The organism is Arcicella sp. GW822-FHT02H01, from assembly GCF_058802005.1.
Map to the genome: position 1 here is coordinate 1,706,295 of NZ_JBXANT010000001.1, position 18,339 is coordinate 1,724,633.

The 18,339-nt window shown below is 36.2% G+C and carries 12 protein-coding genes; 7 read left to right on the forward strand and 5 right to left on the reverse strand.

The window, feature by feature from the left end; all coding sequences use genetic code 11:
• Window positions 1–36 precede the first annotated feature (36 nt).
• The 7 genes from AC1RNE_RS07290 (at window position 37) to AC1RNE_RS07320 (ending at window position 7,094) form a co-directional block, all read left to right on the forward strand.
• The gene (locus AC1RNE_RS07290; protein WP_492800360.1) at window positions 37–1,080 is read left to right on the forward strand and encodes a sensor histidine kinase; all 1,044 of its coding nucleotides are present in this window, start codon (window positions 37–39) and stop codon (window positions 1,078–1,080) included.
• Between the two features lie 216 nt (window positions 1,081–1,296).
• The gene (locus tag AC1RNE_RS07295) at window positions 1,297–2,103 is read left to right on the forward strand and encodes a LytR/AlgR family response regulator transcription factor (protein ID WP_492800361.1); all 807 of its coding nucleotides are present in this window, start codon (window positions 1,297–1,299) and stop codon (window positions 2,101–2,103) included.
• A gap of 319 nt (window positions 2,104–2,422) precedes the next feature.
• The gene (locus tag AC1RNE_RS07300) at window positions 2,423–3,211 is read left to right on the forward strand and encodes a lysophospholipid acyltransferase family protein (RefSeq protein WP_492800362.1); all 789 of its coding nucleotides are present in this window, start codon (window positions 2,423–2,425) and stop codon (window positions 3,209–3,211) included.
• 109 nt (window positions 3,212–3,320) lie between these two features.
• Window positions 3,321–4,100 carry a TIGR00266 family protein gene (locus AC1RNE_RS07305; protein ID WP_492800363.1) on the forward strand — a complete coding sequence of 260 codons (780 nt, stop codon included), beginning with the start codon at window positions 3,321–3,323 and terminating at the stop codon, window positions 4,098–4,100.
• A gap of 55 nt (window positions 4,101–4,155) precedes the next feature.
• Window positions 4,156–4,779 carry a gliding motility lipoprotein GldD gene (gene gldD / locus AC1RNE_RS07310; protein WP_492800364.1) on the forward strand — a complete coding sequence of 208 codons (624 nt, stop codon included), beginning with the start codon at window positions 4,156–4,158 and terminating at the stop codon, window positions 4,777–4,779.
• Window positions 4,780–4,883: 104 nt separating this feature from the next.
• Window positions 4,884–5,609: a nitroreductase family protein gene (locus AC1RNE_RS07315; RefSeq protein WP_492800365.1), complete on the forward strand. Its 726-nt coding sequence runs from the start codon at window positions 4,884–4,886 to the stop codon at window positions 5,607–5,609.
• A gap of 21 nt (window positions 5,610–5,630) precedes the next feature.
• Window positions 5,631–7,094, forward strand: coding sequence for an amidohydrolase (locus tag AC1RNE_RS07320; protein ID WP_492800366.1), 1,464 nt, complete (start codon window positions 5,631–5,633; stop codon window positions 7,092–7,094).
• Window positions 7,095–7,224: 130 nt separating this feature from the next.
• Here AC1RNE_RS07320 and AC1RNE_RS07325 read toward each other — a convergent pair whose 3' ends face one another.
• The 5 genes from AC1RNE_RS07325 to AC1RNE_RS07345 form a co-directional block, all read right to left on the reverse strand.
• On the reverse strand, window positions 7,225–7,710 hold the full coding sequence (locus tag AC1RNE_RS07325) for a hypothetical protein (RefSeq protein ID WP_492800367.1): 486 nt from the start codon (window positions 7,708–7,710) through the stop codon (window positions 7,225–7,227).
• Window positions 7,711–8,264: 554 nt separating this feature from the next.
• Window positions 8,265–9,596 carry a vanadium-dependent haloperoxidase gene (locus tag AC1RNE_RS07330; RefSeq protein WP_492800368.1) on the reverse strand — a complete coding sequence of 444 codons (1,332 nt, stop codon included), beginning with the start codon at window positions 9,594–9,596 and terminating at the stop codon, window positions 8,265–8,267.
• 39 nt (window positions 9,597–9,635) lie between these two features.
• The gene (locus AC1RNE_RS07335; protein ID WP_492800369.1) at window positions 9,636–12,908 is read right to left on the reverse strand and encodes a VCBS repeat-containing protein; all 3,273 of its coding nucleotides are present in this window, start codon (window positions 12,906–12,908) and stop codon (window positions 9,636–9,638) included.
• A gap of 206 nt (window positions 12,909–13,114) precedes the next feature.
• Window positions 13,115–14,695: a SusD/RagB family nutrient-binding outer membrane lipoprotein gene (locus tag AC1RNE_RS07340; RefSeq protein ID WP_492800371.1), complete on the reverse strand. Its 1,581-nt coding sequence runs from the start codon at window positions 14,693–14,695 to the stop codon at window positions 13,115–13,117.
• 26 nt (window positions 14,696–14,721) lie between these two features.
• Window positions 14,722–17,802, reverse strand: coding sequence for a SusC/RagA family TonB-linked outer membrane protein (locus tag AC1RNE_RS07345; RefSeq protein WP_492800372.1), 3,081 nt, complete (start codon window positions 17,800–17,802; stop codon window positions 14,722–14,724).
• Between the last annotated feature and the right edge of the window lie 537 nt (window positions 17,803–18,339).

Consider the following 18,339-nt stretch of genomic DNA (forward strand, 5'->3'; position numbering starts at 1 on the left):
TTGTGACGTAATGCCTAACCATTAATGTAAAGTAGTATGGGAAAGAAAAAAATATATTGGACAATTCAACTGACTTGTTGGAGTCTATATATTGTTTATACAACAAGTGAGTATATCTATTATAAAGCAAACATCAATACCGCCATTATTTCTGGCCTTACCAACTTATGTATTTTTATCATTGGTACGCATCTTTATTATTTGGCTGTCAATAACAAACAAATAGAATTATTAAATTGGCATAAGTTTATCGTATTTCCTATTGCGACTAATTTTCTTATTTCAATAATAGTTTATAGCGTCAACTTATTCTTTTGGAATATCACCATTCCTTATTCAACAAATAGCGATACAGACTTTTTAGGACATGTTTTTCATTTTGTTAAAACATTCAGATTAATCATGCCTTGGTTTATTTTTTATCATGGAATTAAGTTTGCAAAACGCTCTATCAATGAAGAAAAAGCCAAACTGGAGGCAGAAATGCATGTAAAAGAAATAGAGTTAGTCAGTTTGAGAAGTCAGCTAAACCCACACTTTTTATTCAATTCTCTCAACAGCATTCAGGCCCTTACCTTAACGGAACCTAAACTAGCCCGAGATGCTACGATGAAGCTTTCTGATTTATTAAGGGTTTCTCTGTCGTTTTACGATTTAAAAGATATTACCTTTAACGAAGAACTCTTGCTGGTTAAAAACTACCTAGACCTTGAAAAAATGCGTTTTGACGAGCGGCTGAATTATAAAACAGATATTAGTAAAACTGTATTATTGGCTAGGGTTCCGCCGATGTCCTTGCAACTATTAGCCGAAAATGCAGTAAAGCATGGAATTAGCAAACATAAAAACGGAGGGAATATTACGGTGTTTGCTCACAAAAAAAATAATATACTAATATTTGGCATTCAAAATACTGGCACAATTTTGGCAGATAACTCTGAACATAAGACAAGAAAAGGAATTGGGCTTGAAAACCTTAACAAAAGACTTCTTATCAATTATGGACTAAAAGATGCGCTTACTATTGAATGTGAAAATAATATTGTAACGGCTCAGGTAAGTATTCCATTTAAGATATAGTTTTTTTATAAAGTTGTTTTTTCTATCCCAAAAAACTATATTTCAACGTTAATCAAAAAAAATTAACGAGAAAATTGCTAATTAACACGCTCATATTCCTTGAAAATGAAATGTAATTTGCTATATTAGCGGAAAATACTAGGTAAGTACTAGAACTACCCCTGAAAGGCTCACAGGTGATGACCTATATTAATTATTGCAAATCAGTTAAGCGAGATGGCTAATAGAAAACCTTACTCTCCAAGAGCTGTTGACCGCCAAAATCAAGACTTGTCCAATATTAAGCCAATGAGTAAGAAAATTAAGACTATCTTGGTGGATGACGAGAGGTTAGCTCGCCAAGAATTAAAGTATTTATTACAAGATTATCAGGATATTCAAATAATTGATGAAGCTGAAAATGTGGACGATGCTATTGAAAAAATCCATAGACTACAACCTGATTTAATTTTTTTGGATATTGAAATGCCTGAAAAAAACGGATTCGATTTATTGGATGAGCTTGAGTTCATTCCTAAAATTGTATTCGTAACAGCATACAACCAATATGCTATTCAAGCTTTTGAATCGGAAGCAATGGACTACCTATTGAAGCCCATGAAAGCCGAAAGACTTGCGAGAACGATAGAAAAAATCCGTGCTGAAATTCAACAAACACGAATCTCTGAAGCGGTATCTGAAGGGCGACTTCCACCTGATAAAAGAATATTCTTGAAAGATGGAGACAAATGTTACTTTGTTCGTCTTACTGAAATATACATGATTGAGTCTGTGGGGAACTATTGCCGTTTCCATTTCGGGAATAACCGACCGATGATTCACCGTTCGCTGAACAAAATTCAGGAGCGTTTAGACCCGAACACATTTTTCAGAGCTAATCGCCAGCAAATTATCAATACAGAATACATTGCTGAGATAGATTCTTACTACAAAGGCGGTATGAAAGTAGTACTAAATAATGGAATAGAATTGGAGATTTCAACAAGAAACTCTGTTGCGTTTAAAGACATGATGGGTATTTAGTACATCCGTATTTATAGCTTATAATTTTAGGAGGTTCTCAAAATTTATATTTTGAGAACCTTTTTCGTTCTGCACTTGAACGGTTTTTTTTAATTCTTACCCTGAAATTTCTCATTTTAAAGCATTTTTTCACTCGTCCAACCCTTAAAACTGACCTCATCATTCTATTTCTGCGAAAGTGTACTTTCTCTTGCTTTTGTTACCTCAAGTTAAGTACATTTACTTAAAGTAATTCAAAAATTACTCTGAAAAAGGTTTAATGGTGGCGGCTATTGAACCTTTTTTATTATCAATCATTTCTACTTTGGAAAGCAACTGAATGGCAGATTTTATTATCTTTGCTATTATGCGTATACTGAAAATTTTATATACCGTTTGGGCTGTTTTCTGGTTCGTTTCTTTATTCCTTATACTTTTTCCTTTTTTCTGGCTTTTCCTACAGAAAGAAGCATGGAAACCCAAAGCACACTATCTAAACCGATTATGGGGTAAAATATATTTCCCTATAATAGGCGTACCCATCCATATTAAATTTGAAACCCCTATTGATGTAAACAAAACGTATGTTTTTTGTGCTAACCATTTTTCTTATATAGATATTGCCGTTATGGGCATGGTTATTCAAAACTATTACGCATTTGTTGGCAAGGCAGCCCTCAAGAAAGTACCGCTGTTTGGCTATATGTTTAGGAAACTCCATATTCAAGTAGATAGAAACGACAAAAAAAGTCGTGCAACTTCGCTAACACGCTCGCTTAGGGCATTAAAAAATGGGAGAAGTGTCATTATATTTCCCGAAGGTGGTATTAAAACCAAGCATCCTCCTCAAATGCATACTCCTCTTAAAGACGGAGGTTTTTTAATGGCTATTAGCCAGCAAGTACCTGTAGTACCCATTACTTTTCTTAATAATTTCCATGTGTTGAAAGATGGTGAGTATTTATTATCTCCCAAGCCTATTAAAGTAATTGTTCATCAGCCCATTGAAACGATAGGAATGACTACTAATGATATTGAGTCTTTGAAAAAACAGTTTATTGATGTTGTTCAGGGAACGTTGAACATGGCGTATCACAAGCAAGGCAATTTTCAAGAAAGTATGCCATAAAATCCAATCAAAAGTTTGTTTTGCCTATTATCCAAAATAATAATATCATTTGACACGATAGAATTTACTTTGAATCAAAATAAACAATCAAAATCTAAAAGGTAAAGTCATGAGATCTCACGAAATAGATTACAAAATTATAGGAGAAGACATCCAACTGGTAGAAGTAGAACTAGACCCTAATGAAACCGTTATTGCAGAAGCTGGAACGATGTGTTATATGGAAGAAGGTATCGTTTTTGAAACAAAAATGGGTGATGGTTCTAGTGCTGATAATTCGATAATAGGTAAATTATTTCAAGCAGGTTCGCGTTTGTTAACAGGTGAATCTTTGTTTATGACACATTTTACCAACCGTGGTTATGGGAAACGCAAAGTAGCTTTTGCGGCACCACACCCTGGAACAATTATACCGATTGACCTCTCGACACTCCCTGGAAATACCTTAATTGCCCAAAAAGATAGCTTTTTGTGTGCAGCTTTAGGGACACAAATTTCAATCACTTTCAATCAGAAAATTGGAGCAGGTTTGTTTGGTGGCGAAGGATTTATTTTAGAGAAACTACAAGGTGATGGTTTAGCTTTTGTGCATGCTGGTGGAACAATTATTGAAAAAAGATTAAATAACGAAACCTTAAGAATAGATACAGGTTGTATTGTTGCCTTTGAACAGACACTAAGTTATGATATTCAGAAGGCTGGAAACCTAAAATCGATGGTTTTTGGAGGAGAAGGTATCTTCTTGGCTACCGTTCGTGGAACTGGTCGTGTTTGGATTCAGTCGATGCCATTATCAAAATTAATCCGCACTTTATCGCCATACGGAGGCAATACGAATAAAGAGAGTGGCTCTGTGATAGGTGGTTTAGGAAATATATTTGGCGATTAATCTATTAACTAAATTATCGGCTTATTTTTGTTGATAATTTTGATTGATACTATTTATGATGATTAAAAAAAGATTTCTTTTTTATAGCAGTGCAAGTCTATTGGCTTGCACTTTTCTTATTTTGAGCCTAAGCAGTTGTAGGAAAACGCAAGACAATAACGATTATGTACCTAAGCCAAAAGGGTTTAACCGTATTGATTTACCCCCTACGAAGTATGTTCAGTTGCTTGAAAATCATCCTTATACTTTTCAGTATTCTAGCCAAGCCATTATAAAGCCGGATACTGTTGCATGGGCAGAGCCCCATTGGATATACATTTATTATCCAGCCTATAAAGCAGTGATTCAGTTAACCTATAAGGACCTTAATAATGACCCCAATAAATTATCGAAGCTCATTGATGATGCCTACAAATTAGCGGCGAAACATAATCAAAAAGCTTCATCTATTCAAAATTATGTATTAACGACGGGAGCAAAACAAAAAGCAATGTTGATACAGCTTGAAGGAGAAGTACCTACTTACCTGCAATTTTATACCACAGATTCTACTCAACACTATTTACGTGGGGCATTGTATTTTAATACAGCTCTCAAAAGTGACTCTCTGGAACCAGTTATTGAATACCTAAAAAAGGATGTGATTCATCTGGTAAATACCTTGCAGTGGAAAAAATAATATCATGCATATATCAATCTCAAAAGCTAGTCTCCAAAGGACTAGCTTTTTATTTTAAGGATTTTCGAGTAAATTACACTTACAAATTATCCTAATTCCCATATATGTCTGACTCCCTTTTTAAAAGTATTGTTGAGAGACGTCGCTCTGTAAGAGTTTTTGATAACAATGCTCCTTTCGATGATTCAGTAGTTTCTAAAGCCTTATCGTTTGCCGTACTTTCTGCCAATAGTAGCAATATGCAACTTTGGGAATTTTATCAAGTAAAAACACAAAGTGTACATGAAGCCCTTAACAAAGCTTGTATGGGGCAATCGGCGGCAAAAACAGCCAATCAATTAGTAGTTTTTGTTACTCGCCAAGATAAATGGAAAGAGAGAGTACAATGGAATTTAGCTAATCTACACAAACAATTTGAAGGCAAAACATTAACCAAGAAAGATGAGCGAGCTTTGGCTTATTATCAAAAATTGATGCCCTTAGTATATCGCAACGATTTTTTTGGAATCAATACGCTTATACGTAGCATTATTGTTTTTTTCATGGGTTTTAATAAACCCTTTTTGCGTATTCGCAATCATGGCGACCAGCGCGTGATGTGTCATAAATCATGTGCGTTAGCAGCCCAAACTTTTATGCTGAGCATGGCGGCAGATGGATATGATACTTGTCCAATGGAAGGTTTTGATAGCGATTTAGTCAAGAAGATTTTGAAACTCCCTTCTGCTGCCGAAATCAATATGATAATTGCTTGTGGCGTCGGTAAATCAGAAGGTATTTATTCAGACAGGATAAGAGTACCTAACGAAGATGTAATTTTTGCAGTATAATTAACAAACTATCATCACTTTATGAAAAAACCATTATTACTAGCCCTCACGCTAATGTCATTTTTGGGGAATGCCCAAAAGAAAAAAACAGCCCCAGTTGCTACTGATGCCGATAAACAAACGGTAATCAGCAACATCGATAAACGCTTTGATGAATACGCTGGTATATCGAAGCAAATCTGGAATTTTGCAGAATTGGGCTATATGGAAGAAAAAAGCTCTTTGCTTTTGCAAGAGCAACTCAAGAAAGAAGGCTTTACCGTACAAGCAGGCATTGCAGGCATTCCTACAGCTTTTGTAGCCACTTTTGGAGAAGGCAAGCCCGTTATTGGTATTTTGGGTGAATATGATGCCCTACCAGGCTTAGCACAACAGGCAGTTCCAGAAGTAAGTCCTATTCCTAACCAAAAAGGTGGACACGGTTGTGGACATAACCTATTCGGAACCGCTTCTGTAGCAGCGGCGGTTGAGGTAAAAAACTATCTAGTAAAATCAGGTCAGAAAGGAACCATCAAAATTTACGGCTGTCCTGCTGAAGAAGGAGGTTCAGGGAAAGTATATATGGTGCGTGAAGGTTTCTTCAACGATGTGGATGTAGTATTACATTGGCATCCAGGTGCAGTAAACTCAGCCGATGCAGGTACTTCTTTAGCCAATAAAAATGCTAAATTTCGTTTCAAAGGAATTGCCTCACACGCGGCGGCTTCACCTGAACGTGGACGCTCTGCTTTGGACGGTGTAGAAGCCATGGACATGATGGTAAATATGATGCGTGAACATATTCCTCAGGATACTCGTATTCATTATGTTATCACTAAAGGTGGCGATGCACCAAACGTAGTACCTGCCTATGCAGAAGTGTATTATTATGCTCGTCATAAAGACCGTGAAATATTAAAAAGTGTTTGGAAACGCATTGAAAATGCGGCACAAGGTGCTGCTTTGGGAACTGGTACTAAAGTAGAATGGGAAGTATTAGGAGGCGTATTTAACTTATTACCAAACATTACTTTGGCCAATGTAATGCATGCTAACTTAGCTAAAGTAGGAGGCGTAATTTACAATGACGAAGAAAAGAAGTTTGCCTTATCACTCAGCGAAACCCTTGGCGAACAAAAACAACCTATCGAAAATGCGGCACAAGTAAAGGATTTTCGTGATGGTGCCGAAAGTGCGACAAGTGGAGGCTCTACAGATGTAGGTGATGTTAGCTGGACAGTTCCGACGGTAGGTCTGCAAACTGCTACTTGGGTTCCAGGTTCATCGGCACATAGCTGGCAGTCAACAGCGGCGAGTGGTATGGGTATTGGGCAAAAAGGAATGATTGTGGCGGCTAAAACCATTGCTTGTACAGCCATAGATCTTTTGAAAGACCAAACATTAATCGACAAAGCAAAAGCTGAGTGGGAACAAAAAAGAGGCGCTAATTTTAAATACGAAGCTTTATTGGGAGATAGAAAACCTGCGTTGGATTATCGTAAATAGGTTAGAGGATTGTTTTTTTGCTATAAACATTTAAATCTTAACGGTTTTGTAGTTTCAAATCCCAAAGGAATTAAATGTTTATAGCAAAAGAAGTTAGGTCAATAGTATTAAATATTTTTTATAATAACACCTACTGCAATTTAAAATACTTCATCGTCAGATTACATGAAAACATATTCTCCATATTAAAGTCAGTATGTCCGATGCTTTTCAAATGGTCAGACAACACATCATTTAAAGCTGATACGTGATTTACTTCTAAAAAGCCTAAAACTCTTTGATAAGTTTTAATCAAAAACTCATCACCGAACTGGCAAGAAATCATTACCGTTCTTATATTATTTGAAGCACGTGCCATTCCAAAATAGAACACAGATTGGTCTATTTCCGAATCTTCATAAAGAACAGGATTTTCTGGATTTTCAAGCGATTGATATAAGATTGGATTCAACTCATTCAGTAAAGAGGTCGATTCATCCACTTGTGTTTTAAAATGTTGTTGCAATTCTGGCGTATAGACTGTCTCAGACAGTTTGCAATACACTTCTATACGTTGACGATTAATTTTAAAGATATTAATCAAGCCTTTCAATATTTCTTCATTGGTAATTTTCATGATATGTGTGTTGATGTTATAAAATGGATGACGACTCTATCTTTATTAATCATTCGCAAAAAAATCCTATAATTTTTGTAGTGAATATTACCATATTCAGGCAGATAAGCTGGTAAGTGTAGTAAGCATATTTATTAAAAAATTATACCAGCTATTATAAATCGTCAATCTTTTCATTTTTTTGAGTAAATAGCTCCACGAGATAGGTCTATAAGGGGAAAAAAATCATTATTATTTGCTGATTGCTCCAAATTTGCTACAACATTGTTTTATACTATTGCATCGTCAATCTAAAACAATAAACAAATGAAATCTACTATCTGTCATTATAGACATCTTCTGACTGCTGAGGTTAAATGAGACTAAGAAAAGGTTGATTGTGAAGATGAGGCTAGCGAAAAAGATTACCTTTTTGATGCACAGGGGAAGGTTGTAGAAAAAATTTAATAGTTTTCTTTATTAGATAATCTGGATTTAGATTTGTCAACTTTTAAAAGTTGACAAATCTTCTACAAATAATATTACCCGTTTTGATATACGTTTTAAGCCATGACCTATTGAGTAATCACTTTTTTAATAACAAAGTTGCCAATATTAGCTCCTTGTTGTGCCCCATATTCTATAGAATCTTTGAAGTGAATACCTCCATAGAATCGAGAAATAGCCGCTTCCGCCGCAGCCTGTTTGAAGGATTTAAACGAACGTTTTGGAATACCAAATTCTACTTCTACAACATCCGTATAGACAAAATTATCTCCCACTAAATGCGTCAGAAGGGTTGCCACTGCCGAAGAGATTACACTATGTCCGCTGGTATATTCAGGGAAAGGCGGAGTCTGTAATAATCCTCTCCAATTAGGATCTATTTGCTGATTGATGGCAGTTTCAGGTCTAATTCTATTACTTCTATATTTTTCATCCCAACAAGAAATAAAAGCATCAGCCATCGTAATACCGACCATCGCATGCCAACGTACTGCTTCGGCTAGATTGACTTTTTTCTGTAAACAAGCTATTCCAGTAATGCCCATCCAGTGTCCGCCTGGAGATATTTTTTTGGTACCAAAACTAACATGCCCTTTTTGATTCAAGAAGAAAGGATTACAATCCCAAAAACTGGCAATATGAATCTGTTCTTTGGTAAGATGTATCGTAGCATCATACACTTCTTTTACAATTCCGTAAAAGGCACTATTTTTATCTTTACTATATGGAATAGCTGGATGTGGCTTGAATTGAGCGGCACTATCCAACACAAAAGGACGGAGCGTACGCCAATGTGGCTCGTAAGCTTCTGTATATGCAGGCGGTGTTGGTTGCCAATAACCTTCTTTATTGATAGGCGTATATCTTAAATAACCACTCGTTTTTACATAGCCGTCCTTCGCTGCGTATTTCACTAAGCGTTTTACGACAGAATCGGCATAAGCAATAGAGACTTGTAAGGTTTGTGGACTTAATTTTCGAGATTGTTCAACATTTTTCACTAATTCTTTACGAGCACTTTCTAAAGTATATCCCGACGGCAACAAATCTTCGCCCATTCTTAACAGCGAATAAATAGCCGCAAAATCTTCTGCAATGGGTACAGCAGATTTTAAATCATCAAAATTAGGATAAGCATTTAACTTCCCTTTCAATTTCCTTAATTTGACATTAGCAACATTATGTGATAAAATTTCATAGGGTGCTAAGTTGGCATAAGCATAATAACGTGCGGCTGCACAGGGGCCCGTAACATCGCTCACCATGACGTCGGTAAGTTGCTTTAAAGCTTTTACATAAGCCTTTGTATCCGTCAGAGAAGGCGTCTCTTTAGCATATAAGCTAGTTTGTAATAACATTCCCAAACATATTATTACATAGATAAAACCCTGTTTTTTCATTTTAATATTTTTTTATGCGTGGTTAGGTTATAAGTTATACTAATTATTATTCCTTAATTGATAAGTCGAAATGGTATCGTTATTTCTAAAAAAATGTAGCTGTTGTCCCTTTTTATTTTTCGTAATTACAATATCTCTCACTTCTCCTTTCACCTGCAAACCTGTTTGAGATTGTGGTAAATATTCAAATTGACAATTACCTTTATTTAAGAACAGCATTCCATAGTTAGCATCCATCTTCCCTATTTTGATACGGCTATGAAACTGGTTCCCTGCTAGTATCAAATCCTTTAGGCCATCTTTGTTTGCATCTATTAAACTAATGGCATAAACGGGGGCAAATTGTGCCTCAATAGGCAAGTATATAGGCTTAAATGTGCCATCTCCTTTGTTTTCTAGTACAACCGATTGAAAAGTATTCGCTGTTAACGTATCTGCTAGTTTGAGTTGCTCCGCATTTAGCATATCTTTTAGCTCGGCATTGGCGTAAGCGGCATAGGTTGTAAATTTTCTACGCAAGGCAAATACTTGATTCAAGGCTTCGTCACGACTGACTAAAGGATATGCTTTTCCCTGAACATAATAACAAAGAAATGGGTCAATTGCTTCATTTTGGTCAAAATCGCCATAAACTAAAGATACAGGCTCTTTGTCTGAAGGTTTTAGCTGATTGTTTAAGCCATAATTGCCCATAATCACATCCAAATCTCCATCGTTATCTAAATCGGCTAATTCCATCGTATTCCACCAACCTTTCAATTCACTCCCTACGATAGCATTAGTATTTTGAATAAATGTACCTTTATTGTTAATCCAGACAGTAATGGGTTGCCAATCACCAGCAATAATAAGGTCGTCCCAACCATCTTTATTAATATCTAAGCTTTGAGCAGTCGTAACCATCCCTAACTTTTCAAAGGCTGGGGCTAGTGTTTTGGTGACATCTGTAAAAAAACCTTTCCCATCGTTTTGGAGCAATCTGCTTGATATTGCAAGTGGATATGCACCAGGGACTCCTCTCCCACCAATGAATAAATCTATGTCTCCATCATGGTCAAAATCTAGGGCAGTTATACAGGCATCACTATTCACATCACCCGTAATTAGATTATCTTCTGCTTTTTTAAAAGACCCTTTTCCATCATTGAGATACAGCCTATCTTGCAGTAATAAATCATCTGGTAAATAAGCATAACCTCCGCTTACGACATATAAATCAAGGTCACCGTCTTTATCTGCATCAAAAAATAAAGCATCAGTATCCGTACACATAATATCTGAGTCTATACTTGCCTGTTCAGTCCCTATCCATGAACCATCTGCCTGTTGAAGTACAATAGCCCCTGATTGTCCTTTTGAACCTCCGATATAGATATCTTCTAAACCATCACCATTGACATCCCCTTTGGCTACTTTCGGACCAATATATGACAGCATATTGGGCAATAATAACTGGCGTTTGAAGTCATTATAATCATCCTCCACGTTTCCATAGGGAATTGTATCTTTTTTAACTGCAACAAATAAACTGACTGTAGCTTTTGGAAGGAAGTCTTTAACGCTTTTCTCTGGACTTACGTTTAAAACTTGATTTGCCTTTACTGATTTAAATAGCTGAGAACGCTGATTAGCAAAAACTACCTTGACGCTATCAATTAAAGTATGTTCACCTATGCCAAAATGCAAGGGCATCAACATACATGATTGAAATCCGCGGGTTGGGTAATGCTCACGATATTGCATTTTTCCTTGATTATATACCCAAACTTTGGCACCATACGTACTACTTTTACCCATATCGTCAAGTTGTACTTTTAGGTAATGCTGTGAGGTTTGTTCATTTTGATAAATTGCGGCCTCTTTATTAACGTTATTGGTAATAATTTCAAGGTCTCCATCATTATCCAAATCTGCATATACTGCTCCATTCGACAACAAAAGCTGATCGCAGTGCCAATCTTTGGTTTTATTTTCAAACTGTAACCTTCCGTTATTTCTAAAAATATAGTTCTGAGTAGCCGTAGAAGGCATTTCTTTCAAAATATCCATCATGGCAGTAGGACTTCCCTGAGCGGCTTTGAGTTCTTTGTCTGCATAAAACTTCATGAAATCCATGTTGGTATAATCACGGAGGTATCCATTGGTAACAAACAAATCTTTAAAGCCATCATTATCAAAATCAGCCACTAATGGCGACCAACTCCAGTCTGTATTCGAGATACCACTTAGCTGAGCAATTTCGCTGAATGTACCATCACCATTATTGAGTTGAAGCATATTCCGCATAATCTGATGATAAAAACCATTGCGAATCATACTTTTATAATTTTCGTAATTCTCTGGGCCATACAACAACTTTTGTCGGCGATTGTCTTCAGGAAGCATATCAAGGGTGAAAATGTCAGGTAGACCATCATTGTTCATGTCTACCACTTCATTACCCATTGAAAACTGGCTCAAATGTCCAACTGACTCCTCCAATTTATCGGTAAAAGTACCATCGCCATTATTGATGTACAGATAGTCTTGTTCGATATAATCGTTTGAAACATAAATATCAGGCCAACCATCAAGGTTAATATCAGCAATTGCGATACCTAATCCAAAACCTAAAGGATTACCTTTGATATGAGCCTGTATACTAACATCTACAAACTTTCCCTTTTCATTTTTGAGCAAACGGTCACCAGCGGTTTCGTCACGCTGAGATTTTAGCACCGAGGCATCAAAGCGTTTATAATCTTTGATGCTATGGTTGAGTAAAAAGCAATCTAAATCACCGTCTTTGTCATAATCAAAAAATGCAGCTTGGGTAGAATTCGTGGGTAAATCAAGGCCGTAATCTGAGGCCTTTTCTTGAAAAATGAAGTTTTTTTGATTGATATACAGCTTATTGCGTCGGGAATTTGCATCACCATCTCCAGAATAGCATACATAAATATCTAGCCAACCATCTTGGTTAATATCTACTAGGGTTACACCTGTTTTCCAGCCATTACCTTTACTTATTCCTGCTTGTTGAGTAACATTTTTAAACTTCAAATTACCCAAATTTTGGTAGAGATGGTCTTGCACCATATTACCTGTAAAATACAAATCGAGTAATCCATCGTTATTCAAGTCGCCAACCGCTACGCCACCACCATTGTAAAAGTATTCATAAGCTAATACATTCTTTTTTTCGGTTTCTGTCAACTGATTCACGAAAGTTACACCAGACTCCGTGGAGGGTACAAACCTGAATTGGGCGTTTACAGAGACTGTAATTAACCCAAACAACATTTGTAGGAACAATGCATAAGTCAATTTCATACGCTTCTAAATTTGTGATGAATTATTGGTTAGGGAGTATTACAAATCAAAATATAACTTAATATAATTAAGATACAAAATTTAGAACTTCTCTATCACTCAAAATGCCTCCGTAAACAGAGGCATTTTGACAATAGTTTCAATATTATAAGTTGTACACAAGAGCTTTAGGTTTGGTTAACCTAAAGCTCAAAAGAATATTATTATTATTTATCCCACCACATACGAGTAGTAAACAAGTCAGCTCCTTGTTGTGCAATTACTGCATTGTACTGAGCAGCATTTTTACTTGCTTCCGACTGAGGGTATTTTAAACGGCGAGGAATAACACCAGCAGTTTCGTTACCTACATAGTTAGTCGGCGTCAATACAGGGTATCCAGTACGTCTCCAGTTTGCATACGCTTCATAAGAGTTCAAGAAGTTAACAGCCCAATATTGCGTATGGATTTGTTGCATCTGAGCATCAGTAGTCGTAGCAGTATATGGGTGAGCTACCAAATAAGTAGTAACTTCTGCATCAGAAATAGTTGCACCATATAAACTAAACATTTTCATAGCAGCCGTAACACCTTTGTTGTAGTGAGTAGCCGCTTGGCCATCGCCCCAACCACGAACTGCAGCTTCAGCTAATAGATACTCAACTTCTGCATACGATTGGAATACTGTTGGAGCTGCTGGACTAGCGATATAGTTTAGGTTTGCTTCAGAATATTCAGCCAAAGAATTGTCGCCCCAAGTAGGAATCAACGTTTTGATTGTCGTATTGTCATAACCATTTGGTAAGCCTTTTTGTACAGCAGGAAGAGAGCTTGTTGGCAACTGTGTTGCATCAGCATTTCCTTGCCACAAAGTAGCAATGTATGGCAAACGAGGGTCGTTGTTGTTTTTCAAGAAAGAAACAAACGTATTACTCAATTTGCTATTCGCTTTACCTTTCAAGTTAGCTGCATCATACTCTTGTGTTCTCAAGGTATTACCATCTAAATTACGGTTGTTATCGTTGGTATTTTGGTGATTAATCTTAGCAAGATCATCATTGCTTTGCATTACACCACCAGCGATAGCTTTTTTCACCCATGTCTGAGCAGCAGCAGCATCAACTTTAGTCAAACGCATACCTAAACGAAGCATCAATGAGTTAGCAAAACGTTTCCATTTTGCAACATCACCAGCATATACAGGGTCAGCAGTACCATAAGTTGCTTTTGAAGCATCTAAAGCAGTACCAGCCGCTTCCAATTCTTTCAACAAGTCTGCATAAATATCTGCTTGCTTGTCATATTTTGGAGAATACACGTTATTCAAATAGCCTTTACCAGCTTCAGAGTAAGGAATATCTCCGTAAAGGTCAGTCATACGACTATAGATATAAGCTCTCCAGATTCTAGCAATGTTATATTTGTTACTTAACGCAGTATTATCTTTTGTTAACGCTACGATTTGCTCAATTTCTTTTACTTGGTTTTGGTAACCAGTATCAAAATAAGCACTATAGTATTCAACATTCGATAAATATTTATCACCCGACCAGTAAGTAGTCAATGAAGCAAAATGTTGAATCATTGCACCACAGTAAATCAAATTGGCACGGTGGTTTTCGTATCCAGTACCAGCAGTTTTAACGATGTTATAAGTAAACAAGTTTTCTAAAACTGGGTCAGTAAGTGCGTTAGGGTTCTTGTTCATTTCTTCGAAACCACTATCGCATGATGACACTAACAATGAGGCAGCCGTAAGCATACCTGTTAGCATTAATCCTCTTTTTTGTTTTATATATCTAATCATTATTTCAAAAGTTTTGAGTAAAAAAACTAGAATTTAGCCATTAAGTTTAAGCCGAAACTACGTGTAGTTGGCACACCAAACATTTCTAAACCTTGAGCGTTACCGTTGTTGTAAGTAGATTCTGGGTCAACATTTGGCACGTTGTTGAACAACATCAACAAGTTACGAGCTACAAAAGAGATACTTAATGATTGAATTGGTGATTTACCCAATACTGATTTAGGGAAAGTATAACCAAATGTCAATTGTCTCAACTTTGCGTAATTAGCATTATAAACAAACTCATCTGTGATAGTAGTTGAGATACCAGTGAAGTAATCTTGTGCAGAAATCGTTTTAGTAAATGCTTCACCATTTTCATCAACACCTTTTACTGTTACACCAGTTTCTCTGATACCATTTTCAGCAGTTCTTTGCGCCAAACCATATCTAGTAGCAAAAGCATTAGTTGCTGAATATAACGAAGCACCAAATTTAGCATCAATCAAGAAACTCATGTTGAAGTTTTTGTAGCTAAACGAGTTAGTTAAACCCATTGTTACTGGAGGTACGCCTCTAGCGATTTGTGTAAATTCTCCTTGGATTGGTAAACCAGTAGCTTTGTTATAAACAATATTTCCAGCAGCATCTCTCTTAGCTTTGTAACCAGCAATCATACCGTATGCTTGTCCTTCAAAGTTATAGATATAAGCGTTACGAGTTCTTGACTCATCCATTGAAAGTGTTTTCAAACCAGGAGCAATCGTTACTACTTTATTATCATTGTATGCTAAGTTGTAACTAACATCCCATTTGAATGAACTTGTTCTTACTGGGTTACCAGTTAACAATACTTCAATACCTTTGTTTTCAACGCGACCCACGTTCAACAATACATCTTGGTAACCACTTGCTGAAGAAACAGAAGCTTTAACAGCATCATTAGTAGTAACACGGTTATATAATGTTAAATCGATTCCTAAACGATTGTTCAAAGTTTTCAACTCAATCCCTAATTCAGATGTAGTAGTAGAGTTTGGTTTTAACGTTGAGTTTGGAATTGTGTTGCTACCGATATTCATCAATGGATATGAGAAATATGGATTTGACTGCAAAGTATATGGCAAGTTCAATGCATATTCTTCAGGATATCCACCACCTACAGTAGCCCACGAAGCACGTACTTTACCATAAGTCAACCAGTTTGGACGTTCAGCTAAAGCGTCAGAGAATACAAAACCTGTACTTACACCTGGATAGAAGATATTATTGTTCTTAGGATCTAATGTAGAGAACCAGTCGTTACGACCTGTCAATGTTAAGAACAAAATATTTTTGTAACCAAAGTCAGCAGAACCATATACAGAGTTTACAGCACGTTTCTTATATTCATAGTTCCAGTTACTTGAAATCAAGTTACTTGGGAAATAGTTGAATGGAACGTTAAACTGGCTACCGCTAATACCTGTAGATTCATTCGTTCTTAACATCTTGTTACCACCAACAAAAGCGTTAATCGATAGATTACTGATTTCTTTTTGGAATCCTAAAATCACCTCAGCGTTAGTTTCGATAATTTTACGCTCGCTTTGGCTCATGCTACCAAGTGTGCTATATGCAAGACCAGTAGGCTCTATTTGCCAGAATTTCAATTGGTTATAGTCTGTACCTAAACGACCTTTTGCATAGAAATTATCGTTGAAGTTATAACGTAAGTTAAATGAACCCATGAAACGGTTACGATCATCAGTATTTTTTACTTTAGTAGTAGCAAAATATGGGTTTTGAGAATACACGTTACTATTCCAAAGTGATTCATAACCACGGCTATCAACACCTGGAGCCAAAGTACGAATATCGATACTTGTAGCCAATAATTGAGCCGCTACGTTAGGGTTCTTAGGAGTATCAGACAAGAATGAGCGGTTTTCACCTTTTTCAACGTTGTACTGTACAACACTTTCAAATACAATTTTATCAGAAAGTTTTCCGTTTGTACTCAAGTTAAATGATTTACGTCCGAAAGTAGAGTTAGGAACAACACTTTTTGAATCTGCATTTGACATAGAGAAACGGAAATTCAAATTCTGGCTACCACCCGATACTGCAAGCGTGTTAGAGAATGTACTTCCTACATTGTAGAAGTTTTTGATATTATCTTTTTGAGCTACGTATGGACGAGCAACACCATCAGCTTGGATTACTGAAGAGCCATCTAACTTAGCACCCCATGACATTGTACCAGCATCAATAGCTTCGGCAGCAGTTGTTGGTTTTGCACCACGCGTACCAGAACCATATTGATATTGATAATCAGATAGCTTCAATGGCATTTCAGCAGTATAAGTAGAGTTGAAGTCAACACCTAAGCCTTTTTGTCCTTTACCACTTTTAGTAGTAATCAAAATTACACCACTACCAGCACGGAAACCGTATAGGGCAGCAGATGCACCACCTTTTAATACTGTAACAGATTCGATATCATCTGGGTTGATTGAGTTCAAACCGTCACCTGTATCGAAACCACCCCACATACCAGCAGAGTTTACGTTAGAGTTGTCCATAGGAACACCGTTGATTACATACAAAGGTTGGTTGTTACCACCCAAAGAACCGTTACCACGAATGATTACACGGCTAGAACCACCAGGACCTGTAGCAGTACTCGTAGCATTCACCCCTGCAATTTTACCAGAAAGGGCATTACCAAGGTTTAATTCACGAGCTTGCGTAAACTCGCTACCTTTTAACTCACTTACAGCATAGCCAAGCGCTTTCTTGTCTTTCTGAACACCTAAGGCAGTTACCACTACCTCATCAAGACTTTCAGCCGTAGCTTCTAACACAACATCAACAACAGCGCGGTCTCCAACTTCTACTTCCTTAGTAGCGAATCCTAGCGAGCGAAAAATCAATGTACTACCTTTTGGTACATTGAGCGTATAGTTACCTAAAACATCGGTAACTGTTCCTTTGGCAGTTCCTTTGATAAGGACGTTAACACCTACCAATGGTGATTGACTACTGTCGGTTACTTTACCTTTTATAGCCTGAGCAAAAAGCTGTGAGCTTGAAAAGAGTAGTAATGCAGTAATTAACATAGTAAAATTACTTTTGCATGCTTTCATTTTTTTTAAGATTACAGTGAAAAATAGACTTCTTTAATAAACTTGGCCTAGACCAAAAAAATGTAATAATGACTTTAAGGAGGGAATTGGGTTTTGGAGTACATAACTTTATTTATTAATTAATTTGTTGCTTAATTGATTTGTTTTAGTCACACAGCCCAGCCCACTTTTGTTGTTGAGAAATACTATTTATTTAATTTAAATTAGCACAATTCTCTTTATTTGTAAATAAAATTTATATATATTTAATACATAATAAATTTATTTAAAATATAGATTTTCGACACATAATCTAAAAAGTGAATAAATATAAGAAAATACTATAAGTTCTAACCAAAATAATTGAAAAAAGTAAAAAAAAATGTAAAAATTTCTTTTAATCGGAAACATATTACACAATTTAAGATTATTTTACACCAATCGATAAATTTAGAATTTTGGTAATTAGTAAAAATTATTAAAAAGTATTTAAAAAATAAATTAGGTAAAGGATAGCTCGGTTGTAGAGGAAATTATTTTTTTGTTCTTTTGTAATGA

What these genes read in the sequence shown, in the direction of transcription:
- AC1RNE_RS07290 (WP_492800360.1), top strand. Translation starts at nt 37, where the DNA reads ATGGGAAAGAAAAAAATATATTGGACAATTCAACTGACTTGTTGGAGT.
- AC1RNE_RS07295 (WP_492800361.1), top strand. Translation starts at nt 1,297, where the DNA reads ATGGCTAATAGAAAACCTTACTCTCCAAGAGCTGTTGACCGCCAAAAT.
- AC1RNE_RS07300 (WP_492800362.1), top strand. Translation starts at nt 2,423, where the DNA reads ATGGCAGATTTTATTATCTTTGCTATTATGCGTATACTGAAAATTTTA.
- AC1RNE_RS07305 (WP_492800363.1), top strand. Translation starts at nt 3,321, where the DNA reads ATGAGATCTCACGAAATAGATTACAAAATTATAGGAGAAGACATCCAA.
- gldD (WP_492800364.1), top strand. Translation starts at nt 4,156, where the DNA reads ATGATGATTAAAAAAAGATTTCTTTTTTATAGCAGTGCAAGTCTATTG.
- AC1RNE_RS07315 (WP_492800365.1), top strand. Translation starts at nt 4,884, where the DNA reads ATGTCTGACTCCCTTTTTAAAAGTATTGTTGAGAGACGTCGCTCTGTA.
- AC1RNE_RS07320 (WP_492800366.1), top strand. Translation starts at nt 5,631, where the DNA reads ATGAAAAAACCATTATTACTAGCCCTCACGCTAATGTCATTTTTGGGG.
- AC1RNE_RS07325 (WP_492800367.1), bottom strand. Translation starts at nt 7,710, where the DNA reads ATGAAAATTACCAATGAAGAAATATTGAAAGGCTTGATTAATATCTTT.
- AC1RNE_RS07330 (WP_492800368.1), bottom strand. Translation starts at nt 9,596, where the DNA reads ATGAAAAAACAGGGTTTTATCTATGTAATAATATGTTTGGGAATGTTA.
- AC1RNE_RS07335 (WP_492800369.1), bottom strand. Translation starts at nt 12,908, where the DNA reads ATGAAATTGACTTATGCATTGTTCCTACAAATGTTGTTTGGGTTAATT.
- AC1RNE_RS07340 (WP_492800371.1), bottom strand. Translation starts at nt 14,695, where the DNA reads ATGATTAGATATATAAAACAAAAAAGAGGATTAATGCTAACAGGTATG.
- AC1RNE_RS07345 (WP_492800372.1), bottom strand. Translation starts at nt 17,802, where the DNA reads ATGAAAGCATGCAAAAGTAATTTTACTATGTTAATTACTGCATTACTA.